Source organism: Parasedimentitalea nitratireducens (assembly GCF_057444295.1).
In genome coordinates, this window is record NZ_JBYAXC010000015.1 from 44,644 (window position 1) to 65,242 (window position 20,599).

The window sequence follows — 20,599 nt, forward strand, 5'->3', positions numbered from 1 at the left end:
CGATCAACGTTGCCCAGCCGCGCATTTCATATTAACACGCATAAAATTTGTGACCGAAAAGAGAGCCCATGCCCGACGATAAGACTGGAAATGACCAAGACTACAATCTGGATGATCAGGTGGGTTATCTGATGCGTCAAGCCAGTCAGAAGCACGCCGCAATCTATCAATCCCTGGCTTTGCAAGGGCTTACGGCGACCCAATTTGCTGCCATGGCCCGGTTGCATGAACAAGGTCAGTGCTCGCAAAACCGGTTGGGGCGGTTGGCTTCAATGGATGTGGCCACCATCAAGGGCGTGGTGGATCGGTTGCGTCACAAGGGCTATGCCGAGGTTGAATCGGACCCCAAGGACAAACGGCGCAGTCTGATTTCGCTGACGGACAAGGGTCATGAACTGGTTCAGGCCATGTTCCCGGTCGCCTACCAGATCACTGCCGATACACTGGCCCCATTAACCGCGGCTGAGCAGAAGAAGTTTATAAAGCTGCTGCGCAAGCTTACTTAGGTCGGCAACGTCATCATCAGGTAAGCCATCGCCCGGCAGGTAGGTCAGGCGCCGCCCTTAACGTTATCCTAAAAGCTCAGGCAATCGGGTCGCAGGGGGCGTATTGCGGCTGCGCTCACTGCGAACAACGCCATCAATGATCGTCATCCCCACGCCGGGCAGGTTGCCGAGCTGAACGGATTCGAGCATGTTTTCCCCCGGCGCGTGCTGGGCTTGATCCATCAACACAAAGTCGGCGCAGTACCCTTGCTCGATCAAACCTGTATCCAGCTCACGCTGTCGGGATGTATTGCCGTTGGCAAAACAGAAGGCAATTTCAGCCGGGACATTGCCCAGCGCCGACAGCATCGCCACCATGCGCAGAATACCCAATGGCTGAACCCCAGATCCTGCGGGACCATCGGTGCCAAGGATAATACGGTCCATCACCTTTAACTCGCGCGCGGTGTTCAACGTGAGCAATGCAGCACGTTCGTTGCCGTTGTGCACGATCTCCAAACCGGCGGTACAGCTTTCACATAGGCAGGTGATTTGATCATCGGGCAGCGCCGAATGGCCACCGTTGATATGGCCAATGATGTCAGTGCCGGTTTCCAGCACCATATCTGCGTCAATCAAGCCCGACCCGGGGATCGAAGGGCCGCCGGTGTGAATGGTCGATTGCATGCCGTATTTGCGCGCCCAATCCACCATCTGCTTGGCGGTCTTACCGTCCTTGACGGTACCCAGTCCAACCTCGCCCAGCAGCTTGACCCCGGCATCGGCCATATCTTTGAAATCTTGTTCGACCATGCCGTGTTCAATCACCGGCGCACCGGCGTGGACCTTCATGCCCGAGGGGCGGAAATTCTCGTACCAGCGCTGTGCCGCAATCGCCATTGCTTTGAGGCCCACCACATCCTTGGGGCGGCCGGGCATATGCACCTCACCAGCCGAAATCAGTGTGGTGACGCCGCCGTGCAGAGTGGAATCGATCCAGTGGAGTTGCTGCTGACGCGGGGTGTAATCCCCGACGACCGGGTGAATGTGGCTGTCGATTAAGCCCGGAGCCAGTGTAACGCCGTGGGCATCCACCACGGTCGAGGCCTCGTCGGTATCGAGATCTTTCTCATAACCCCACTCGTGGATTTTGCCATCAATGGCAATCAGGCAATCCCCATCCAGGATGGGTTGTTCCATCTTTCCTGACAGCAACAAACCAATGTTCTTGATGACGAGTTTCTCGGTCATAGTGCAGGCCTCCCGGAGCTTCTGTTTGTTTGCATGCTAACGCCCAAACATCGCCGGTCAAGGCTGTTAAGGGCTGATTGAAGATCAAGAGCCTGTACAGGTTTCAATGGCTGTGGCTATAAATGAACTGATACTCTGTTAGTCATTTCCAAGGTTTAGCCCGATAGCACGCTCATCCATTGCACGATTGATCATCGCCTGTTTGGGATGGATGACGCAGACGCTGCCCGCGCGGGCGCATGCTTCGGAACAGGCGCTGGTGCTGCTGTTGCCGACGGATCTGTACATCGTTGCTGGCTGCTCGGCGGTTGTAGCCTCGATCCTTGGGGTGGCCTTTCTGTCTGAAAAGCGATTGCTGGCGATGTTCCGGCCATTGCCCCTTTTCCCAGTCAAGGCGCCTGATTGGCTGCCCCATGTGACCAGTTTTGCCTCGCTGATCTTTCTGGCATTGATCAGCGCCATTGGCGCCTATGGCACCCATGATCCACTGGGCAACCTGTTTTCGCTGACCATCTGGACGATCTGGTGGGTTGGTTTGGTGCTGGCGCATGGGCTGTTGGGCAATTTGTGGAGTTTCCTGAACCCCTGGACCGGGCTGTATCAGTTATTAATCGGCTATCAATCCGCTCCGCCCTATCTGAAGCTGCCCAAGGTGTTCGGACATTGGATTGCCGTTCTGGTGTTCATCGCTTTTGGCGTGTTCGAAATCGCCGACCCTGCCCCGGATGTTCCTGCCCGGTTGACCAAATTCGTACTGGGGTACTGGTTGTTTGTCTTTACCGGCATTGTACTGTTTGGGGACAAAGTCTGGCTGTCACGCTGCGAGCCGTTCACTATTCTGTTTCGATTGGTGGCCGCGGTTTCGCCTGTGCGTTGGGAACCCCGGTTACGTATCGGACTGCCCGGATGGTCGATTTTGACCGAGAAGCTTCCCAGTGTCAGTCTCGGCGTCTTTTGCCTGGTCCTGCTTGGCGTGGGCAGCTTTGACGGGTTGAAGGAGACGTTTTGGTGGTTGGCCAAGATTGGGGTAAACCCGCTGATGTTCCCCGGCAAATCGGCGATTTTCTGGGACTCGGTCTTTGGTATTGTCGCGCTGAACGTGGCCTTGGTACTGGTCTTTGCTGCAGTCACCTATCTGGGCGTTGCTGCGGCAAATGCCAGTGTTGCGCCGCAAAACCGGGTCGCCTTTACCACCGCCTTCTGCTGGTTCTCGCTGTCGATCATCCCAATTGCCTTGGGCTATCACTTCGCCCATTTCTTTGTCTATTTTCTGGTCAACGGCCAACATACGCTGCTGGCGTTGACCGATCCGCTGGATAATGGGGCCAACCTGCTGGGTCTGACAAAAACACAAGTGACGACAGGATTCCTCAAAACCAAAGACAGCGTTCAGGTGGTGTTTTTCATTCAAGCGGGTGCAGTGGTGCTCTCGCATGTGGTCTCGGTTTTGGTGGCACATGGCATAGCTGCGCGCCTGTATGCGACCAAGCGGCAGACGCTGATCAGCCAGATTCCATTGGCCGTTTTCATGATCTTATATACAATTTTCGGGCTGTGGCTGCTGGCAACGCCGCGTGGAATGTAGCGCCAAACCCCTAGGTTGTTGGAAAAACTTCTGGACACGTTGTTTGCATACACACAAGATGTAAGCACTGCACCCTGCGGAGAGGTGCACATATGGGAGGTGAACTAATGGTAACTAAACCCGAATCCAAATTCACACGCCGCGGAATGCTGAAAACGCTGGCTGCCGGAACCGGCGCCGTTGCGGCGACAAGCGCACTACCAGGACTAACCCGATTTGCCCAGGCGCAAAGCTCGGCGCCGATCAAGATCGGCTTTCAAGTACATCGCACCGGCATTGGCGCGGCCTATGGCCGCTGGTACAACCGTACTTCTGAGGCTGCAGTGAAGCGCATCAACGATATGGGAGGCATCAATGGTCGCCCGGTTGAACTGGTTGCAGAAGATGACGGCACTGATCCCAAGCGCGGGGCCGAGGTGGTTGAGAAATTTGCAACCCAGCATGAATGCGACATCGCCTTTGGCACTTTGTTCAGCCACGTTGTCTATGGTTCGTCCCCGCGCGCGGGTGAACTGAAGTTGCCGTATTTTGTAGTGTCCGAAGGCCACCACGTCGCCAGTGGGGCACTGAACCGCTACACGTTGCAACCCGGCATCACCGACGTGAAAAGCCAGGTGCAGGCAATGGCACCGTTTGTGGCCAACAATCTGGGCAAGAAGGTCACCATGATCTTCCCTGATTTTGCCTTTGGCCATGATCATCGTGACTTCTTTACCGCCGCGATTGAGGCACAGGGTGGCGAAGTGGTCGAGCATATCGCAATTCCACCGACCGAGACATCGTTCAGCAAATACTTCCCACGTATCCCACGCGAAACTGAAGTGATTTATCACGTGATGGTCGGCCCAGCGGTTCTGACCTTCGTCAAAGAATTGGGCGAATTTTTTGGCCCAAGCAGCCCCGAGATCTTTGGCTTTATCGACAGTCTTGAGGCCGTCGACATCAAGAGCCCCGGACTGGAGTTCTTGGAAGGAACCTATTTCTGGGAAGGCAACCCGCGTAACGCGCAGGCCGATCAGAGTAGCCACGACAAGGCCTACCGTGCCGCCGTGGGCGTTGATGACAATGGTGCCTCGGTTGAGGATGCGCAGGATGTGTCGACCTACTCACACATGTTCGGCTGCTGGGAGACGCTGAACATCATCAAACGCGGCATGGAAACTGCCGGGTATCAGGGGCCAGCTGATCGGGCCAAGCTGATCGAGGCCGTTGAGGCGATGACTGACATGCCGCTGTCGGATGATCATCCGCAGGGGGCTAAACGGTTCAACGGCAAGACGCACCAGACGTTTGGACATCAGTACATTTCCAAGGTGTCTGACGGCAAACTGGTGGTCGAGCATACGACCTCTATCGAAGATGGTCTGTATGAGGACGAGGTGGATTACACCACGCAGGCGTTCTGATCTCTATAAACCGACTTTATGCTGCGGCGACTTTTTCAAAAGGGCCGTGGCTGACCTTGGGGAGGTGCGTATGCGCCTTCCCGGGGGGAAGGTCAGGCGCGGCCCGAGCTGCGCACGGGCCAATTGACCATATAAATTGAGGTTTCACTCATGGACTTTGGGCCGCACTTACTCCTGGCTTCACTTGAAGGCGCAGTAACAGCTGCAATCCTGGCGCTAACGGCTATGGGGCTAAGTATCGTCTTTGGTGTGATGCGCGTGGTGAACGTGGCGCATGGCGAATTCTATATGCTGGGCGCGGTGATCGCCTGGTGGGTGACCTCCCTGATTGATGGCCACCCTGCTATTGGCTTTGTTCTGGCACTGGGGATTGCGCCGCTTCTGGTGGGTTTCCTTGCTGCTGCAGCGGACAAGGCTATCCTGCAAAAAATCAACTATGACCCCGACCGCACCATCGTGGCCACCATCGGTCTGCTGTATATCATCCAGCAAACCACACTGATGACATTTGGCCCCGATGCCCGCCCAGTGCAGCCGCCGTTCAACACCCGCATTGCCCTGCCCTGGTTTGAGTTTGGCGAAAGCGGATTTGCAATGTACTGGCCTTGGGGGCTGAGCATCACCAGCTACAAACTGTTCGTGATTATGGCCGCCATTGGTATTTTGACCGCCCTGTGGTTGGTGATCACCCGCAGCAAAATCGGGCTGATCATGCGCGCCACCCAGCTGGACAGCGAAACCGCACTGGCCTTTGGCGTGCCGGTGGATCGCGTTTACATGTGGGTGTTTGGTCTGGGCGCCGGTCTGGCCGCCGCAGGTGCTGTGCTGGTGGTGCCGATCCAGCAGGCACATTATCTGATGGGGCATGACCCGCTACTGCTAGCCTTTATCACCGTGATCATTGGCGGACTTGGCAGTCTGCCCGGCACCGTGATTGCCGCCATCCTGATCGGGATGAGTGACGGTATCATCTCGGTCTTCTTCTCACCCACGCTGGCCAAGATCATCGCCACATTGTTAGTTGCAATGGTGTTGGTGTTCCGACCCCAAGGACTGCTGGGGAGAACGGCACATTGACCGATAGCCAGCGTTCGCAGCTGCTGCATCTGGGCGTGATTGCCCTACTGTTTGTGGCGTTCTTTGTTTTGCCCACCTATCACGTGGGCAACCTGTCCCGCATCATGGTACTGGCGGTTTACGCCATCGGCTACAATTTTCTGTTTGGCTACACCGGGTTGCTCAGCCTTGGCCACGCCCTGTTCTTTGCCGCTGGCATGTACGGGTTGGGCCTGTCGATGGAGCTGTTTGACCTGACCGCAGCCCCGGCCCTGATGGTCGGGCTGGCCTCGGCGTTGATTGTCTCGGCTGTGATCGGGTTTCTGGCGCTGCGCACCAGCGGTGTGTCCTTTATGATCGTAACATTGATGTTTGCGCAGGCGGGCTATCTGACCATCCTCTATTTCGGTAGCTATACGCGCGGCGACGAGGGGTTTGTTATTCAGCAGGCTGACCGGGTACTGTTTGGGCTGGACCTAAGCAATGACACTGCGCGTTATTTCGCAGCACTAGTCCTGTTTTCAATCTGCTTTCTGGCAGTGGCACGTCTGGTGCAATCGCCCTTTGGCCGCACCCTGGTTGCCATTCGCGAAAACGAGGAACGGGCGCGGATGTTGGGATACAACACCGTAGCGCACAAACTAAAGGCCGTGGTGATCTCGGGCACGATTGCTGGCGTGGCGGGTGCCGCCTATGCATTGCTGTTTGGCTATGCCGGGGCCACCTTTGCCACGGTACAATATTCAATCTTTCCCCTGCTCTGGGTGCTTTTGGGGGGCGCAGGCACCACTATCGGGCCGCTGATTGGCGTTATTTTCATGTTCTACCTGATCGACCTGAGCAGCGATATCACCTCGGCCTATATGCTGATCGCAGGCGTGGTACTGGTGATGCTGACACTGTTTGCGCCACAGGGGTTGGCTGGTGAGCTCAGAAAGCGGGTGTTCAAATGGATGCCGTGAATATTCTGACCACCAAAGGGCTGACCAAGGCCTATGGTGGGATCAAAGCCAATACTGACATCGACTTTGCCCTGCCACGCGGCAAGACCATGGCACTGATCGGGCCCAACGGGGCTGGCAAATCGACCTTTGTTGGCATGTTGTGCGGGCGGATTCCGGCCACACGTGGCGATGTATTTTTTGAAGGCGAAAATATCAACGCCCTGCCAGCGCATCAGCGAATTTCACTGGGGATTGCCTATACGTTTCAGGTCACCTCAGTCTTTGCCGGGCTATCGTTGCATGAAAACGTGGCACTCGCCGCACGGCGACGATTAGGCGCAGACGTGGCGGCAGTGAACGCCAAGGTCGCGGATGTGCTGGCGCGGGTTGGGCTGGCGGAACGCACGGATCAGATTGCTGGCGATCTAAGCTATGGCCATCAGCGCCTGCTGGAAATCGCCATGGGGCTGGCGCAGGACCCACGGCTGTTCATTCTGGACGAACCCACCCAAGGGCTGGCGGATTCCGAGGTGGAGGAGTTCATCACGCTGATCAACACATTGGCCGGGGAAACCACCATCCTGCTGATCGAACACAACATGGATGTGGTGATGAAAACCGCCACCCATATCACTGTATTGGATGCGGGCGAAGTTCTGGCCGCTGGCACCCCCGAAGACATCCGCGCCAATGCCGCCGTGCAGGCTGCCTATCTGGGGACAAGTGATGCTTGAGATTAATGACATCCAGGTGGCCTATGGCCGGGTACAGGCGCTATTCGGGGTCTCGCTGACTGTCAAGCCGGGAGAAATCCTGTGTATTCTGGGCCGAAACGGCGCGGGTAAAACAACGATCATGAAGTCCGTCATGGGGTTGTTACCGCTCAAATCAGGGTCAATCCATCTGGACAGCGAAGACATCAGCGCCCTGCCCGCCCACAAGATCCCCACCCGCCGGGTTGGCTATGTGCCACAGGGGCGACGGTTGTTTGCGGAACTCACTGTGGCCGAGAACATCGAGATGGGCATGATGACCTGCAAGTCAGGTGAGGATACGCGCGACTGGGTGCTGGATATCTTTCCCCGCTTGCGCGAACGGTTGCAGCAACAGGCCAATACCCTGTCGGGCGGCGAGCAACAGATGTTGGCCACCGCCCGCGCCCTATGTCTGCGCCCCAAGGTGTTGCTGCTGGATGAACCAACCGAGGGGCTGCAACCGTCGATGATTGAGCAGATCCGGCAGGTTGTGGTGCGTATGCGCGACGAAGGGGTGGCAGTTGTTCTGGTGGAACAGAGGGTCGATGCGGTGCTGTCGATTGCCGATCAGGTTGCTTTCATTGAACATGGGCAAACCCGCGAAACTTTACGCGCTGCAGAACTGCGTGCGGATATGGATAAGGTGCATCGCTATCTGGGGGTTTGATATCCGCTGGTTAAGTGCCTTCCCTTCAAGAACTCCCATTAAGCGCTACCTTACTCCAAGGCGTTTCGACTTATTGTTGAAACGTCGTGGTGGCTGGCACTCTTGGGTAACCCATGGCACGTTTCGTATTGGCAGCTTTCTTAATCGTGTTTGCATCAGCCCTCAGCGCTGAACGATATGCCTTTGTCCTTGGAAATGCCGATTATCTGGAACTGTCAGATCTTGAAAACACCCATGCCGATGCCGAGGCCTATGCCAAAACCTTTGGCGCGCTGGGGTTTGAGATCACCCTGGTTAAGGATCTGGATCGCACAGCAACGCTGCGACAGTTTCACGGATTTCTGAACCAGATCAGCGCCGGTGATGAAGTTGCCTTTGTCTATTCGGGACATGGGTGGAGTAACGGCGAGACCAATTTTCTGGTACCAACCGATGTTGCGCGCCCCACACCAGACTTTCAGGCCATTTTGGAGGACAGCACCCTGCCCCTGCAAAATGGCCATGATGGTTTTTTGGACAAGTTGCAGGAGCGCGGCGCTAAACTCACCATTGCCGTCATTGATGCCTGCCGCAACAACCCCTTCTCGCCCCGGCCCGGCCGCAAATCCATCGGCCTGACCCGCGGGTTGACCCCGGTTGTGCCCAGTGAAGGCACCTTTATCATCTATTCGGCGGGCAATAGCCAAGAGGCGCTTGATAGCCTGATCGAAGACGGACCTGAACAGAAACTCTCGGTCTTCACCCGAAATTTCATTCAGTACCTGAAGCCAGGCATCTATCTACAGGATGCAATTCTAGATGCCCGATCCAGCACCATTCAGCAGGCTGCCACGCAGGACGGGCATCGTCAGCATCCGGCCTATTACGATCAAACAACAGCCAGAATTTGCCTGGGCGGAAACTGCGAAGCCGCTGCTCTGCCTGCCGTTATCGACCAGTGCAAGGCCCTGTTCGACACAGCACAATCCTCGCAACAGTGTTATGCATTTGAGGCTTATTTGGAGAGCTGCGCCGAGCATGTTTTAAGCCCAGAAGCCCGGTCTTTTGTGAAACGCCAATGCCAGCCTGCCGCACGGGTTGAACCAGTAACACCCGCTGAAGTGGTGGTTCCAAATGACAGTGCCTTGGTGCAGGCCTGCGATCAAAGTGCGGGGCACCGCTGGCATCCGAATTTCTTGGAAAGCGGCACCCCGCCTACCGGAGTGGACTGGGCCGACCTGAAAGCAGGCGACGCCATCGCCAAATGTCAGCGTGCCGTTGATCTGTTCCCCGATCATGCGCGCAGCCTCGCCTTTCTGGGGCGCGCCCATGACAAGGCGGGCAACTATGAGCAGGCGCTGAAATATTATCAACAAGCCGAAGGCAAAGGGGATGTTCTGGGCCAGTTGGGGCTGGGATTTCTGTATCGGGATGGCGCCGGAGTTCCGCAAAGCCATGAACAGGCCCGGCACTACATGCAAAAAGCCGCCGAACGCGGCTATGCCCCAGCACAGTTCAACCTAGCCCTGTTCTATGATCTGGGGCGCGGAATTGCGCAGGATGATGCCCTGGCGGTCAACTGGTATCAGCGGGCAGCCAGACAAGGCTATGCAGCTGCGCAGTATAATCTGGGCGGGATGTACGAGACGGGTCGCGGCACATCACAAAGTGATGCCGAGGCGTTCAGCTGGTACCAAAAAGCGGCGTTTCAGGGGCTCGCCAAAGCACAATTCAATCTAGGCGTCATGTATGAAAACGGACGTGGCACCGACCAAAGCAACCAACAAGCGTTCAAATCGTACAGACAAGCAGCCGAACAAGGCTATGCCAGTGCACAGGTCAATCTGGCTTGGATGTACCAACAGGGACGCGGAACACCTCAAAGCACAGCCGAAGCTATCAAGTGGTTGCAAAAAGCGGCGGATCAAGGGGATGCAGTTGCAATAGGCAACCTGCGCCAGTTGCTCGAGTGAGCAAAATCGCCAGACTCCATAGGTCTGAGAGCAGTGGATTTCTCTGATAAATGGTGCGGTCGAGAGGCACCGAAGTAGTCATTCTACCGAGCTCCAAAACACCCCACTCTGGACAATACCCCTTTAATTACAAAGTGCAAAACAACTAAAGTCATTTCATCTTGCACCACATCAACCCATCCTATACCCAGAAAATCGGGGAATAGGTGGGGAACGAGCACACATGTCGAAACTGGCAACAAATATTCTGAAAACAGCTACGCCGGGCAAATACTCGGATGGCAGCGGCCTTTATTTGCTGGTGACCGGTCGTGATCAAAGAGGAAAAGCCAAGGGGAGCTGGATCTTTCGGTATACCTTTCTGAAGCAGCGCTATGAGTTAGGGCTGGGTTCAGTGCAGTCGCTCACTCTTGCGCAAGCGCGTGTCGAGCGAGATCGGTGGCGGGACCTAATGACGGATCGTCGCAATCCAATCAACCCAATCGAAGAAAAACGGCGGCTTGAAGAGGAAGCCGCTGGTGCCCGTAAGGCAATGACTTTGGCAGAAGTTGCCCCTATTGCTTTCGACAGCTTAAAGGGAAGATTGAAGGAAAACGGGAAAGCAGGCAGATGGTATTCACCGCTTCGCCTCCACATCCTACCTGTGCTGGGAGCGATGGCGGTTGAGGGTATCCATCAGCGCGATATAGAGCGAGCTTTGGCCCCTATATGGCGGGACAAGCCCTCGACTGCTCGGAAAGCCATCCAACGTCTTTCTGCAGTGTTAAAACATGCGGCAGCGCTGGGCTTGGATGTTGATTTAAACGCCATATCAAAAGCGCAACAGCTGCTAGGCGATCAAGCTCACAAAGTGCGACATCATCCAGCTATGCCTTGGCAAGACCTTTCGGCCTTCTACCAATCTCTGGATCCCCAAAACACGGTTCAGCGTGCTCTTAAACTCTACATCCTGGTAGGCGGAGGACCACGTTTGAAACCTCTACGTACTGCTCAGTTTGGCCAGTTCTCCAAAGGAGTTTGGGATCTTGACGGTGAACTGATGAAAGGTCCAAGAGGCAAAGCAAACAGCTTCCGCATTCCCGTCACTGAAGACATGCAGCAGATAGTCGAGATCTGCCAAGATCAAAGCAACTGCGAGTTTCTATTCCCAACACCAAAGGCGCGCAAAGGAAAGGTTTCTCCAATAAGCGATCAGGCTATGGAAAACGTCATGCGTAAAGCTCAAGCTAATATGAAGTGGCCCGAGCCTTATCGACCTCACGGCATCAGGGCGACATTTCGGTCTTGGGTTTCTGAAATCGATCCAAGCCTTTACGCAGTTGCTGAGACAGCTTTGGCTCATCAGGTCGGAAGTGTTGTCGAACGCTCCTATGCGCGAAACGACTTCCTCGAACAGCGTCACGAGCTTCTTCAACGATGGGCCGAACACCTGAAGAGCCCGGCAGAAATACCTGGGATCTGAAACGGAATTTTTCAATGAATGAAGAACGACAGCTCTCAATATTCTGCGAAGATGGAAAAACCATCAGAAATCCAAGCTGTCTATTTTATGCGGCAATCACAAAAACAAACGTAGCAGATATCATCAAGCAGTACGAAGAAATGATCGACATTGCTGGTGCCGACGCGGCACGCCATTTGGACCGCATGACCACTAAAGAAATAACACACCGTCTTCATACAGCGAACACTGTATTAATGCTTGCACAAAGCAAAATGCGCGATGGCAAAGGATGTTCTTTAGCGACAGCCAGATCGCGGGCTGTAAGCTATGATTACTGTATCAAAAAGTACAACTCAATCACCCCAGAGGCGCTGACCAAATTACAAAACGAAACAGACAAGCTAGCCATGTCAAAAAGCATCGACAGCGCAAAAAAGGGTTGGAAGAAATACCGCAATGTATCCCATTTTCTCGCTGCGGGCTTTATGAACCCCAATTTTCTAAATCAGGTTGTATATAGCAATATCGCTGCAGCGAAAGTATTTGGCTTGGCTCGAAGTTTTCAGGGGTTGATACAATCTGAGTGGGACAACATCAAAATTGATCTGGTCGAAGCCCCAGTTGAATTCAAGGTAGTTCCATTTCACCGCAAGCATCTTTATTCACGAGAGCTATTTGATGACCCATACCCGCCAAATAACCTAAGACATCATAAATAAACATTTTTTTCTAAGAACTGCCCCCCCTTTCAGGGGCGACCTGATGTGTTCTGTTATGTCCATCAACGCAGAAGGACACACCAATGAACTACCTGAATTTTTCCGAACTTCGCCGAAAACTCGGCAACCGCGGTCGCACGACGATCTACCGTGATATCGCGGCTGGTCGTTTGCCTGAACCCATCAAGCTGGGCGGCCGCCTTTATTGGATCGAGCAGGATGTTGACGACGCCCTGAAAAACACCGCTAGCGTATAAAGAAACCCCCGGCAGGCAAGCTGCTCGGGGGCGTATCTTGTTTGACCAAAGGCTGGATACACTGCCAGCGCTTGTTTGCCTAGATGAAAGGCAAATCAATGCCATTGGAATTTAACTCCAACAGCCACAACAACCGCCCGGATAAAAAGTGGACCGAACCGCATTTGGAGCGGCAATATCAAAATCTTCGGACTAGGCACGGCCTGAGCCAGTCCGTGGCGCATACACTGGCCTATCTTTGCTATGGGGAAAAAAAGTGATGCAACGCAACAATACAGAGGCATTGAGCGCTTTGGGTGTCAGCAGCGAACTTGGCTTCACCGCACGCTTTTTTACAGAAATGGCGATGGGAGAATGGCACGGTCATAGTGGCAAAGCTCCCTGCCCGATTTGTCAGCCTGAGTGCCGCCAAGATCAACGCGCACTTTCAATCGGGTACAATGACGAGCGTGTGCTCGTCTTTTGTCACAAGTTGGGGTGTCGCTACCAAGACATCATGCTGGCCCTGGATCTACCATTCACCGACAATCTAAAGAACCGGAGTTTGCCAAATCCCGTTCCTAGAACTCGACGTGAACCACGCGGTCACAACATAGGCAAGGCGCGTGCTCTTTGGGCAAAAGCTAGCAGCGTAGACCGCACACCTGCAGAAACGTACCTGCGCAACCGTGGTATCACTTGCCCACTCCCTACAAGCCTGCGCTATGTGTCACGTGAGTACTGCATGGTCACGAATAGTTATCTTCCAACCATGGTAGCACGCGTTGACCCTACCGAAGGTGTGCACCGTACCTTTTTGCATCGGTTCCCTGAAGGTAACAAAGCCGTTGATAAAAGGATGTTGGGGCCATGTCGTGGAGGTGCTGTGCAGTGCTCGGACGGTCCGGGACCAATTGTGGTGTGCGAAGGCATAGAAACGGGCTTGAGCCTGGCCAGTGGGCTGGTATCTGGGGGCCCAAGGGTTTGGGCCGCTTTGTCGACTTCCGGCATGAAATCCCTCGAACTACCTCGCCCGCCTGCGAAACTCATCATCGCAACTGATGGTGACAAGGCCGGTCGCGAGGCCGGACAGGTCTTAGCGCGAAAAGCAAACAAGTTGGGTTGGAAAGTGAGCATTATGCCCGCTCCGGAAGGCAAGGATTGGAATGATGTTCTGAGGCAGGAGGAATAGGTATGACAAACATGGACCACACGATCATTCCTTTCGATAATATGGCTCAGTGGCCGGATCCTGACATGACCATTTTGGAACCACCTGAGTGCCCAGCGCCTGAAATGCCTGACGCTGACTTCAACCGGGTTTTTGGGGCAATCTCCTCCTGGATCCGCGTTGCGGCTGAGGTGAAGGGTGCGCACCCCGACTATGTTGCCCTCGCCCTCATGTCGACGGCGAGTGTGGTTATCGGCAATACGCGCTGGGCGTCACCCTGGGAGGGGTGGCGCGAACCCTCGATCCTTTGGGCCATGCTCGTGGGGAACCCTTCCTCAGGAAAAAGCCCCGCTCTCGACGCAGTTCTGGATGCTCTGCGCCCGCTGGAAGAGGACCTTTACCGCGAATACAAATCCGCCAAGCAAAAGTGGGAGGGTGAAGACATCATCGCAAAAATTGCGGAATCTGAATGGAAATCCAAAGTCAAAGCAGCTTTTGAGCAAGGAGAGACACCTCCCTCTCGACCAGCCACTGCAAATTCCGACAAACACCCCATCCAAAACCGTATCCGTATTGCCGATGCCACAACCGAGAAGGTCGCGGATCTACTGTCGTCAACCTGGCGCGGCCTTCTCATGCAACGCGACGAACTCTCGGGCTGGCTTCAGTCCATGGATCGCTACAGCAGTGGCGGTGACCGTCCATTCTGGTTGGAAGCTTTTGGCGGCCGCAGCTATTTAGTTGACCGCAAGTCTAACCCCGACCCCATCCAGATAGAGAACCTAATCGTTGCAGTATTGGGCGGCATTCAACCAGACAAACTGACCCGGCTACTCACGAGATCGGACGATGATGGACTTCTAGCTCGTTTTTTGACGGTTTTCCCAGATCCTGTTGCCCCCTGCAGACCGACCAATAAGCTTGATGAGTCGTTTTTAACGGGGATCTATCGACGCCTCTATAGTCTTCAACCCCACATCGATCAAAACGGGCAACGCAAACCCAAGTATCTTCTCTTCGACGAGGCTGCTCAGGAAAAACTGAGCAATTTCCGTGTAACCTGCCGTATAGCCGAAAAACGTGCCGCCGGACCTATTAAGAGCCACATCGGGAAGCTCCCAGGTCTCACTGTTCGCATGACCTTGGTTTTGACGCTTCTTGATTGGGCGGCGACTAACGAAAATTCTGTTGCCCCCTTGTTGATCACACGCGAGCTTGTAGAGCGCGCAACTTTGTATGTTGGCGACCATCTGCTCGCACATGCCCAACGCGCCTATGGCTCCGTTGCATTGCCTCAGGAAGTTCAAAGTGCGATGCGCCTTGCCAGAAGGATTGTCGAACAACAGTTGGATGAGGTGCGATGCAGAACCATTCAGCGCTGGAGATGGTCTGGGCTGCAAACGGCGCGTGAAATTCAATTGGCCATGGATATTCTTATCGATGCCAACTGGCTCACACTCAAACAACATACCAGCCTCGGGAGACCGCCAAAAGTTTATGAAGTCAACCCGAAGGTGCATCCACAGTCGAACTCGCCAACTCCTAATCACCGGCGTCACACAATGACAAAATAAAAACTCCATTCGACCGTGTGACAAAAATCGACAAATCCTTCCTTAGCGAGGTCTCACCCAATTTTGTCGGGTTTTGTCACACTGTCGAAGAGCAAGTAAAACTGAGTGTCAGGTTCGGTCCATGCGCCGCCCTGCGCTCAGCCAAAGCAAGCAGTTCCTCAGCACAACGCAAAACATTACATTTTGAAAGGTTAGCCTAATGATTTGTGACGAGAGCTTTCAGCTTCGCATCTCGGACCTTGGCGATAAACCAGAGGCTGCCATCGCCAAATTAGGTTTGAATCTGATGGTCACGACAACGCCATGCAACTTTGGTGGGGTCCGATATTGGTTCCTCTGCCCACGATGTAGGCAGCGCTGTGGCATTCTCTATCCAAACCGTTGTCGCAAGTGTGCCAAAGGACGCTATCGTTCCGAATTGTTACCTCCGGACATCCGGAAAATTCGAAAGGCTAATAAATTGCGCGCTTCTCTGGGTCAGAAAAACGGCGGAATTTCCGCTCCTTTTCCTGGAAAACCAAAGTGGATGCGATGGAAGACCTACGAGAGGATCACACGCGAAGCGCAGCAATTGGAGACGATCATTTCAGCGGATATCGGAGCTTGGTTGGAGAGTAACTATGGTGCAGCAACGATACCAGATGAGTTTTGAATAGTCGGCCCATTCGGCCAACCGGCGCAATGGATTGCAAGGGCGCACAGACTAGCCAGCGCGGAAATCTAGTGCTGAATAGGACAAAACGGCCTATTATCGCCACTAATCGGGTAACGAGATGCGGTGCTGCAGCTTCCCGAAAACTGCCATTAGGTACATCGCGCAGCATTTTTTGGCGGCCCAAGGTCGGCTGAGCTGAGCGGACTTTCCCGACTTTCGGTTTGATCCGATCGACAACCGGTTTCGGCCCTTTGCTGCCGTTGGCCACTGCGTTCCTCCGCTGCACTGCGGCCCGTGATTGCGGACTTTCGCTGCGACGCCGAAATCTGATGCTGCGTGAATTCACACACTGCCGGACCTTTCAGACATTCTTTGTCGTTGCGCCAATGTCCGCTATAGTTGTCCTGAATCTGAGCCAAGTGTCATTTAAGATGAATTGTACGCTACAAAAAAATATTGAGCACGATCGGCCGACAATCTCATGGCTATTCCAAGCCGCTATATTAGGCAATTATGAGGAGTGCATCTTCGATGCTGACAGATCGATTAGACGAGCTATTGAAATCGATCAGGGCGATACAAAATACTGTTCTGATCATCAGCTTCGTATCTCTGGCAGCGCTGGTCGGTTTGCGCGGCAACTTGGCCGATCGCGCCTCGCGCGAGCTGGACGCCGTCATGGCGATGATGGCAATCTGGGATCCCCACTCTGAATGGTTAGCTGACTGGGCCCAGGCCGAGGTCGGTGCGCGCCACGACCCCCGGCAGATTGCGGGCTTCTCGATTCCTTATCAGGACCATGGTGACTACTACCCGCACACCGAATTCAATTTCATCAATCCTCATTTCTGGGTCGAGCGCGTTCAATCGTGGGCACTTCACCCCTTGCCGGAGGGCCTGCAGCGCCTAGACACTTTGTTCCCTCACGAAAGCCGGGGATGGCCGGTACCCTCGTCCCCCCTGCTTGAACATCCGGCCGTCTCGCCTCGCCTTCGTGCGCCTCAGAGGCTGACCGAGTTCGCAGATTTTTGGGATGCTCTTGGACGGCTGAGTCTCACGGCTCTGAACCCGGCTTGGACCCCAGACCGGGGCTTTCGAGTGTGGCGCGGGTATGCTGACAATGACGAAGGCGACTTACGTTACTTCATGGACGTCTTCCCCGGGGGGACCGACATTCGTACAAAACCGGTCGATCACCAGAGCATCGGCATGGCGCTGATGAACATGGGCGTTGTCTCAGACAAGCTGTTGTATCTGACCTGCGATACTTATCCTGGTGCGTGCGGCCGAAACGACGGCCTTTCGGATCAGTATATCCTTACGCTAGTGGTGACGGATCCTCTTGAGATCGGGAGTCGTTCGACGGCCTACGAGGCGGCCGAAGTGCGCGCAATTGTGGTTCTACCAGTCGAGGCCGACCTCTTGCAGGCGTCGGCGCGGGGTCACTTCGCACGGACTTTTGGCAACAAAATCGCAGCTGTTTCGGATTGGGACGATGCCGATTTCTCCTACGCGTTTCCTGCCTTGGCCGCCTATGGGCTGGAGCAGTTGGGCGATTTCTCGCTCGAGGAACTTAGCCGGGTCATCAAGAGCGAACTGGATCGCGGCTACACCAATATCGAACTGATGGGAGCGAAAATCCCCATCAGCGGAATGGGCTATTGGGTAACTGCTATCCTGTTCGCCTTGGTCGGAACTTTGCTAGTGATGATGATTCAATTGCGCGACCTGACCCGCGAAGCCGACACAGACGCGCTTGCAATGGTCAGCACACCCTGGGTTGGCCTTTTTCGAACTCCAACAGGACCTGCTCTAGCCATCCTGGCGTGCGCAGGCAGCCCCGCCGCCGTCGCGGGCTTTCTGGTTGTGTACGAGGTGCAGGCGCACAGCGCCAGTTGGGAGCTGATAGTCTTCGCGCTGCCGTTGGTCCCGGCAGCACTCTTGAGCGCAATGCTTGTTGGCACATGGCGGCACTGGCACGCGCATACGTGACCGTACTGACATCGAAGCGTCGGGACCTCCCTGCTGGACTGTATTATGGCTTTTGGCTTTGTTCCTTTTGTTCTCAGCTGCGTTGTGCGCAGGCTACTACCTGCGCTCAAAAGAGGTCATTGGCGCGCCATGCAGCATTCGGCATTTTGGGCTCTTCACGGTCATCGGAAGCAGCGCAGCATCCAGCCGATTAGGTTCCCGCTAGGCGTTGAGGACGGCCCATTCCGGCCGTTCACTCCCTGACCGATCGCCGCGGTGCAGCTTCACCAGACCTGCCATTTGCCCATCGCGCAGCATCTTCAGGGGATGAAAGTCGGCAGTGCGCAGAAAATTGACATCACCGGCAAAGAACAATGAACCGTCGGTTGGGCGTATCTGGCGGAGGCAAGTCATCCACGCAAGTATCGGCGACCATTCGGATGATGTCCGGAACGCCTGCGCAACAGGGCACGCCAATCCCGATCAATCTGCACAGGAGCGCTAACCGCTGCGGGGCCGCAAGCCCCTAAGGTGAAGGCAAAATTCTCCGGCATAAACGTTCGCGAAAACTCAGCAGCTCAAGACTGTCAATCGGTACCGAATATGATGAAAGGTTCAGGACATCATACAGTCTGCGTCAGATAGAAATTGTGATGCGTGCCGACAACGGCTTACCCGGCTGCGTTTAGCAGCCTGCAGTGGGTCCTTTCCAGAGCAAGAACCGCCTTCGTGATATAGTCGTTAGCCGCCGGTTGTGACTTTACGAGCCCCAACACCATATGAGCGAGTTTCCCATGCACTTGTTCGAGTGGCTTTATTACCTTTGAATTCAATTCAGCGTTCTTTGCCGCGGTCGCAGCCAGGTCGACCGCAAATAGGATCGTCGCCAGCGCATCAAGGCACTCATCCTGCAATTGTTCGGAGTGCATCGCCTGAAACTGTTGAGACAGCGGAGAAACAAGCCTGCTGCATACTCTTCCAATCATGCGAACCCAGCTGCGACTCGGATCAGACGCGGAGATCGGATGCTTTTCATCGATGTCTTCGCCAACGGCAGCGGCTGATTTGAGAAGCACATTGATCAGGATGTGCAGGCGGATTGCATTCAGGTAGCTGAGCGGTTCGATACCATCCATGCCCAGTGCCTCACAGGTATCGCCTACACGGTCATAGAGCCGCCATGCACGCTTGTCAGCGACGTCCCACGTCAGCTCCTCGTACTCAGGTGTGACGTCCGGACGGTCCTCCTCGCCAACATCTGGCCCATTTCCGCCGCCGTTTCCATTTTCGTCATCGCCGCCATTGTGTTTGCGCATGGCCTTCGTCAGCTGGTCATCATCGTCATCGCTGAAGTCACGCGGATCCAGACCGAGGCAGGAGTTGATGAAGCGCCTGATCTCAGAAACAGGCCCATCCCTCAATGCGCGCTCCTCCTCCTTCGTCAAGGCGCGCTCGGCATATTCCTCTTCTGTCAGTTCTCGAAGATCTTCGCCTCCTTCACCTTCAGATCGATCCCTGTGTTTTCCCTTCCGGTCTTGCGTGATCCCAAGCTCCTTCGTGCTTGCCATGTTGACCTTCAACGCCCGCTCGTAATCATCCATGTCCAGATCGTCGCGCCCATCCAATTCAGCAAGGAGACGCGCCACCTGCCCGGCCCTCGGGGCCGTTGCGTTCGTCCCCAGCCCGCTTAGGGACGAGATTGGCACAGGCGCACTTCTCGACCCATCCGCGAACACTACAGTCCCGATGCGCGGGACTACACCCTCGCTAACAAGGTGGGACGTCCATTGACCATGAACTTCAGACATCCTCACCGTTTCGATGAGGCTTCCGCTCTGGTCAGAAAGTTCCAGTCGACACCTTTCGGCCCCGTTCCCGAACGGCGGCATCCAGAACAACGATCCATGCTCGATCCACATGCTTCCGCCGTCGGGCGGCCAGCTCAGATCCTCATTATCGCTGTGATTGTCGTCGGCGTTCTCTGACCGCAGGTTCAAGTCTTTGAGCGCCATCTCCCCCGAAAGACAGGCAGATAGTCCCAGACGGTCAATTGCAGTCCCCTTAGGTTCTTCCCTGATGAGGCAGGCCTCTGCGTTCCCATCTGCCCCATAGCGTCCGTAGAGGCCTGGTGTTGTTGCATTGGCGGATCCCGAAAGCACGTAGTCCGCTTTTTCCCCGCAAGCGATGATCACTTTCGCATGCAGTCGCCTTACCTGGTCTTTCATATCCCACGCTGCGTCATGCTCCTCGATAGAGTGTAGCGTGATACCTAACTGAGAGTTGCAGGCACTCCTCGTAAACCCCTGTTCCTCTGCTTCTGTATCGACGACCATGGCAGTGTCAGGCATTCCTAGCGCGCTACGTAGCCTTTCGAGGCCAGAGAGGTTCTTGTCCCAGTACGGGGACACAACAAGAAGTCGATCAATGGTGTCGTCCCCTATGAAGGAGGCGAAGCTCTCTCCTATGGGGGCACCATCATCGTCAGTCGCAAGCAGAAGCCTCCTACCGTCGCACTCACTCTCTCGCGCGGCCTCGATATCGGCAATCCAAGGCGTCTTGTCTCGAGCTCGAGACAGGACATCCCGCATGGCTTTGTCCTTGGGGTCTGAATGCTTCTCGAAGTACTCAAGCGCAGATTTGAGCAGGGGAGCGTGTCTGACGTCAGCGCTTATGGGTCCAAATAGCCGTATTTGATAAGAGAGAGTTCTTGGCTCATCGTAACCACTGA

General features: G+C 55.0%; 18 protein-coding genes. 15 read left to right on the top strand and 3 right to left on the bottom strand.

Annotation, left to right across the window (positions count from 1 at the left end; genetic code table 11):
• Positions 1 to 68 precede the first annotated feature (68 nt).
• A complete protein-coding gene (locus AC2T28_RS22730) occupies positions 69 to 506 on the top strand; it encodes a MarR family winged helix-turn-helix transcriptional regulator (RefSeq protein ID WP_486750895.1) in 438 nt (145 codons plus the stop codon).
• Positions 507 to 569: 63 nt separating this feature from the next.
• On the opposite strand, the gene AC2T28_RS22735 is transcribed toward AC2T28_RS22730, so the two are convergent.
• Positions 570 to 1,736: an amidohydrolase family protein gene (locus tag AC2T28_RS22735; protein ID WP_486750896.1), complete on the bottom strand. Its 1,167-nt coding sequence runs from the start codon at positions 1,734 to 1,736 to the stop codon at positions 570 to 572.
• 211 nt (positions 1,737 to 1,947) lie between these two features.
• Between AC2T28_RS22735 and AC2T28_RS22740 the strand changes: the two genes are divergently transcribed.
• From AC2T28_RS22740 to AC2T28_RS22805, 14 genes are all read left to right on the top strand, one after another.
• Positions 1,948 to 3,321, top strand: coding sequence for a hypothetical protein (locus AC2T28_RS22740; protein WP_486750897.1), 1,374 nt, complete (start codon positions 1,948 to 1,950; stop codon positions 3,319 to 3,321).
• Between the two features lie 107 nt (positions 3,322 to 3,428).
• Positions 3,429 to 4,727 (top strand): ABC transporter substrate-binding protein, encoded by a 1,299-nt coding sequence (locus tag AC2T28_RS22745; protein WP_486750898.1) that lies wholly within the window; start codon positions 3,429 to 3,431, stop codon positions 4,725 to 4,727.
• A gap of 150 nt (positions 4,728 to 4,877) precedes the next feature.
• Positions 4,878 to 5,804, top strand: coding sequence for a branched-chain amino acid ABC transporter permease (locus tag AC2T28_RS22750; protein WP_486750899.1), 927 nt, complete (start codon positions 4,878 to 4,880; stop codon positions 5,802 to 5,804).
• A complete protein-coding gene (locus AC2T28_RS22755) occupies positions 5,801 to 6,745 on the top strand; it encodes a branched-chain amino acid ABC transporter permease (RefSeq protein ID WP_486750900.1) in 945 nt (314 codons plus the stop codon). The genes AC2T28_RS22750 and AC2T28_RS22755 overlap by 4 nt, the downstream gene beginning before the upstream one ends.
• On the top strand, positions 6,742 to 7,461 hold the full coding sequence (locus tag AC2T28_RS22760; RefSeq protein ID WP_486750913.1) for an ABC transporter ATP-binding protein: 720 nt from the start codon (positions 6,742 to 6,744) through the stop codon (positions 7,459 to 7,461). The genes AC2T28_RS22755 and AC2T28_RS22760 overlap by 4 nt, the downstream gene beginning before the upstream one ends.
• Positions 7,454 to 8,149 carry an ABC transporter ATP-binding protein gene (locus tag AC2T28_RS22765; protein WP_486750901.1) on the top strand — a complete coding sequence of 232 codons (696 nt, stop codon included), beginning with the start codon at positions 7,454 to 7,456 and terminating at the stop codon, positions 8,147 to 8,149. The genes AC2T28_RS22760 and AC2T28_RS22765 overlap by 8 nt, the downstream gene beginning before the upstream one ends.
• 113 nt (positions 8,150 to 8,262) lie before the next feature.
• Positions 8,263 to 10,101: a caspase family protein gene (locus tag AC2T28_RS22770; RefSeq protein ID WP_486750902.1), complete on the top strand. Its 1,839-nt coding sequence runs from the start codon at positions 8,263 to 8,265 to the stop codon at positions 10,099 to 10,101.
• Positions 10,102 to 10,324: 223 nt separating this feature from the next.
• Positions 10,325 to 11,563: a tyrosine-type recombinase/integrase gene (locus AC2T28_RS22775; RefSeq protein WP_486750903.1), complete on the top strand. Its 1,239-nt coding sequence runs from the start codon at positions 10,325 to 10,327 to the stop codon at positions 11,561 to 11,563.
• 14 nt (positions 11,564 to 11,577) lie between these two features.
• Complete coding sequence (locus AC2T28_RS22780) at positions 11,578 to 12,264, top strand: hypothetical protein (protein WP_486750904.1); 687 nt, start codon at positions 11,578 to 11,580, stop codon at positions 12,262 to 12,264.
• Between the two features lie 83 nt (positions 12,265 to 12,347).
• The gene (locus AC2T28_RS22785) at positions 12,348 to 12,521 is read left to right on the top strand and encodes a helix-turn-helix transcriptional regulator (protein WP_486750905.1); all 174 of its coding nucleotides are present in this window, start codon (positions 12,348 to 12,350) and stop codon (positions 12,519 to 12,521) included.
• Positions 12,522 to 12,759: 238 nt separating this feature from the next.
• Positions 12,760 to 13,692, top strand: coding sequence for a toprim domain-containing protein (locus AC2T28_RS22790; RefSeq protein WP_486750906.1), 933 nt, complete (start codon positions 12,760 to 12,762; stop codon positions 13,690 to 13,692).
• A gap of 2 nt (positions 13,693 to 13,694) precedes the next feature.
• Complete coding sequence (locus AC2T28_RS22795; protein ID WP_486750907.1) at positions 13,695 to 15,245, top strand: YfjI family protein; 1,551 nt, start codon at positions 13,695 to 13,697, stop codon at positions 15,243 to 15,245.
• A gap of 199 nt (positions 15,246 to 15,444) precedes the next feature.
• A complete protein-coding gene (locus AC2T28_RS22800) occupies positions 15,445 to 15,897 on the top strand; it encodes a hypothetical protein (RefSeq protein WP_486750908.1) in 453 nt (150 codons plus the stop codon).
• A 534-nt stretch (positions 15,898 to 16,431) separates the two neighbouring features.
• On the top strand, positions 16,432 to 17,892 hold the full coding sequence (locus AC2T28_RS22805; protein ID WP_486750909.1) for a hypothetical protein: 1,461 nt from the start codon (positions 16,432 to 16,434) through the stop codon (positions 17,890 to 17,892).
• A gap of 201 nt (positions 17,893 to 18,093) precedes the next feature.
• Here AC2T28_RS22805 and AC2T28_RS22810 read toward each other — a convergent pair whose 3' ends face one another.
• Positions 18,094 to 18,285, bottom strand: coding sequence for a hypothetical protein (locus AC2T28_RS22810; RefSeq protein WP_486750910.1), 192 nt, complete (start codon positions 18,283 to 18,285; stop codon positions 18,094 to 18,096).
• 257 nt (positions 18,286 to 18,542) lie between these two features.
• Positions 18,543 to 20,599: phospholipase D-like domain-containing protein (locus AC2T28_RS22815; protein WP_486750911.1), on the bottom strand; the 2,057-nt coding region annotated here is incomplete at its 5' end.

Coding starts and splice junctions, on each gene's coding strand:
- AC2T28_RS22730 (WP_486750895.1), top strand. CDS start 69: ATGCCCGACGATAAGACTGGAAATGACCAAGACTACAATCTGGATGAT.
- AC2T28_RS22735 (WP_486750896.1), bottom strand. CDS start 1,736: ATGACCGAGAAACTCGTCATCAAGAACATTGGTTTGTTGCTGTCAGGA.
- AC2T28_RS22740 (WP_486750897.1), top strand. CDS start 1,948: ATGACGCAGACGCTGCCCGCGCGGGCGCATGCTTCGGAACAGGCGCTG.
- AC2T28_RS22745 (WP_486750898.1), top strand. CDS start 3,429: ATGGTAACTAAACCCGAATCCAAATTCACACGCCGCGGAATGCTGAAA.
- AC2T28_RS22750 (WP_486750899.1), top strand. CDS start 4,878: ATGGACTTTGGGCCGCACTTACTCCTGGCTTCACTTGAAGGCGCAGTA.
- AC2T28_RS22765 (WP_486750901.1), top strand. CDS start 7,454: ATGCTTGAGATTAATGACATCCAGGTGGCCTATGGCCGGGTACAGGCG.
- AC2T28_RS22770 (WP_486750902.1), top strand. CDS start 8,263: ATGGCACGTTTCGTATTGGCAGCTTTCTTAATCGTGTTTGCATCAGCC.
- AC2T28_RS22775 (WP_486750903.1), top strand. CDS start 10,325: ATGTCGAAACTGGCAACAAATATTCTGAAAACAGCTACGCCGGGCAAA.
- AC2T28_RS22780 (WP_486750904.1), top strand. CDS start 11,578: ATGAATGAAGAACGACAGCTCTCAATATTCTGCGAAGATGGAAAAACC.
- AC2T28_RS22785 (WP_486750905.1), top strand. CDS start 12,348: ATGAACTACCTGAATTTTTCCGAACTTCGCCGAAAACTCGGCAACCGC.
- AC2T28_RS22795 (WP_486750907.1), top strand. CDS start 13,695: ATGACAAACATGGACCACACGATCATTCCTTTCGATAATATGGCTCAG.
- AC2T28_RS22800 (WP_486750908.1), top strand. CDS start 15,445: ATGATTTGTGACGAGAGCTTTCAGCTTCGCATCTCGGACCTTGGCGAT.
- AC2T28_RS22805 (WP_486750909.1), top strand. CDS start 16,432: ATGCTGACAGATCGATTAGACGAGCTATTGAAATCGATCAGGGCGATA.
- AC2T28_RS22810 (WP_486750910.1), bottom strand. CDS start 18,285: ATGACTTGCCTCCGCCAGATACGCCCAACCGACGGTTCATTGTTCTTT.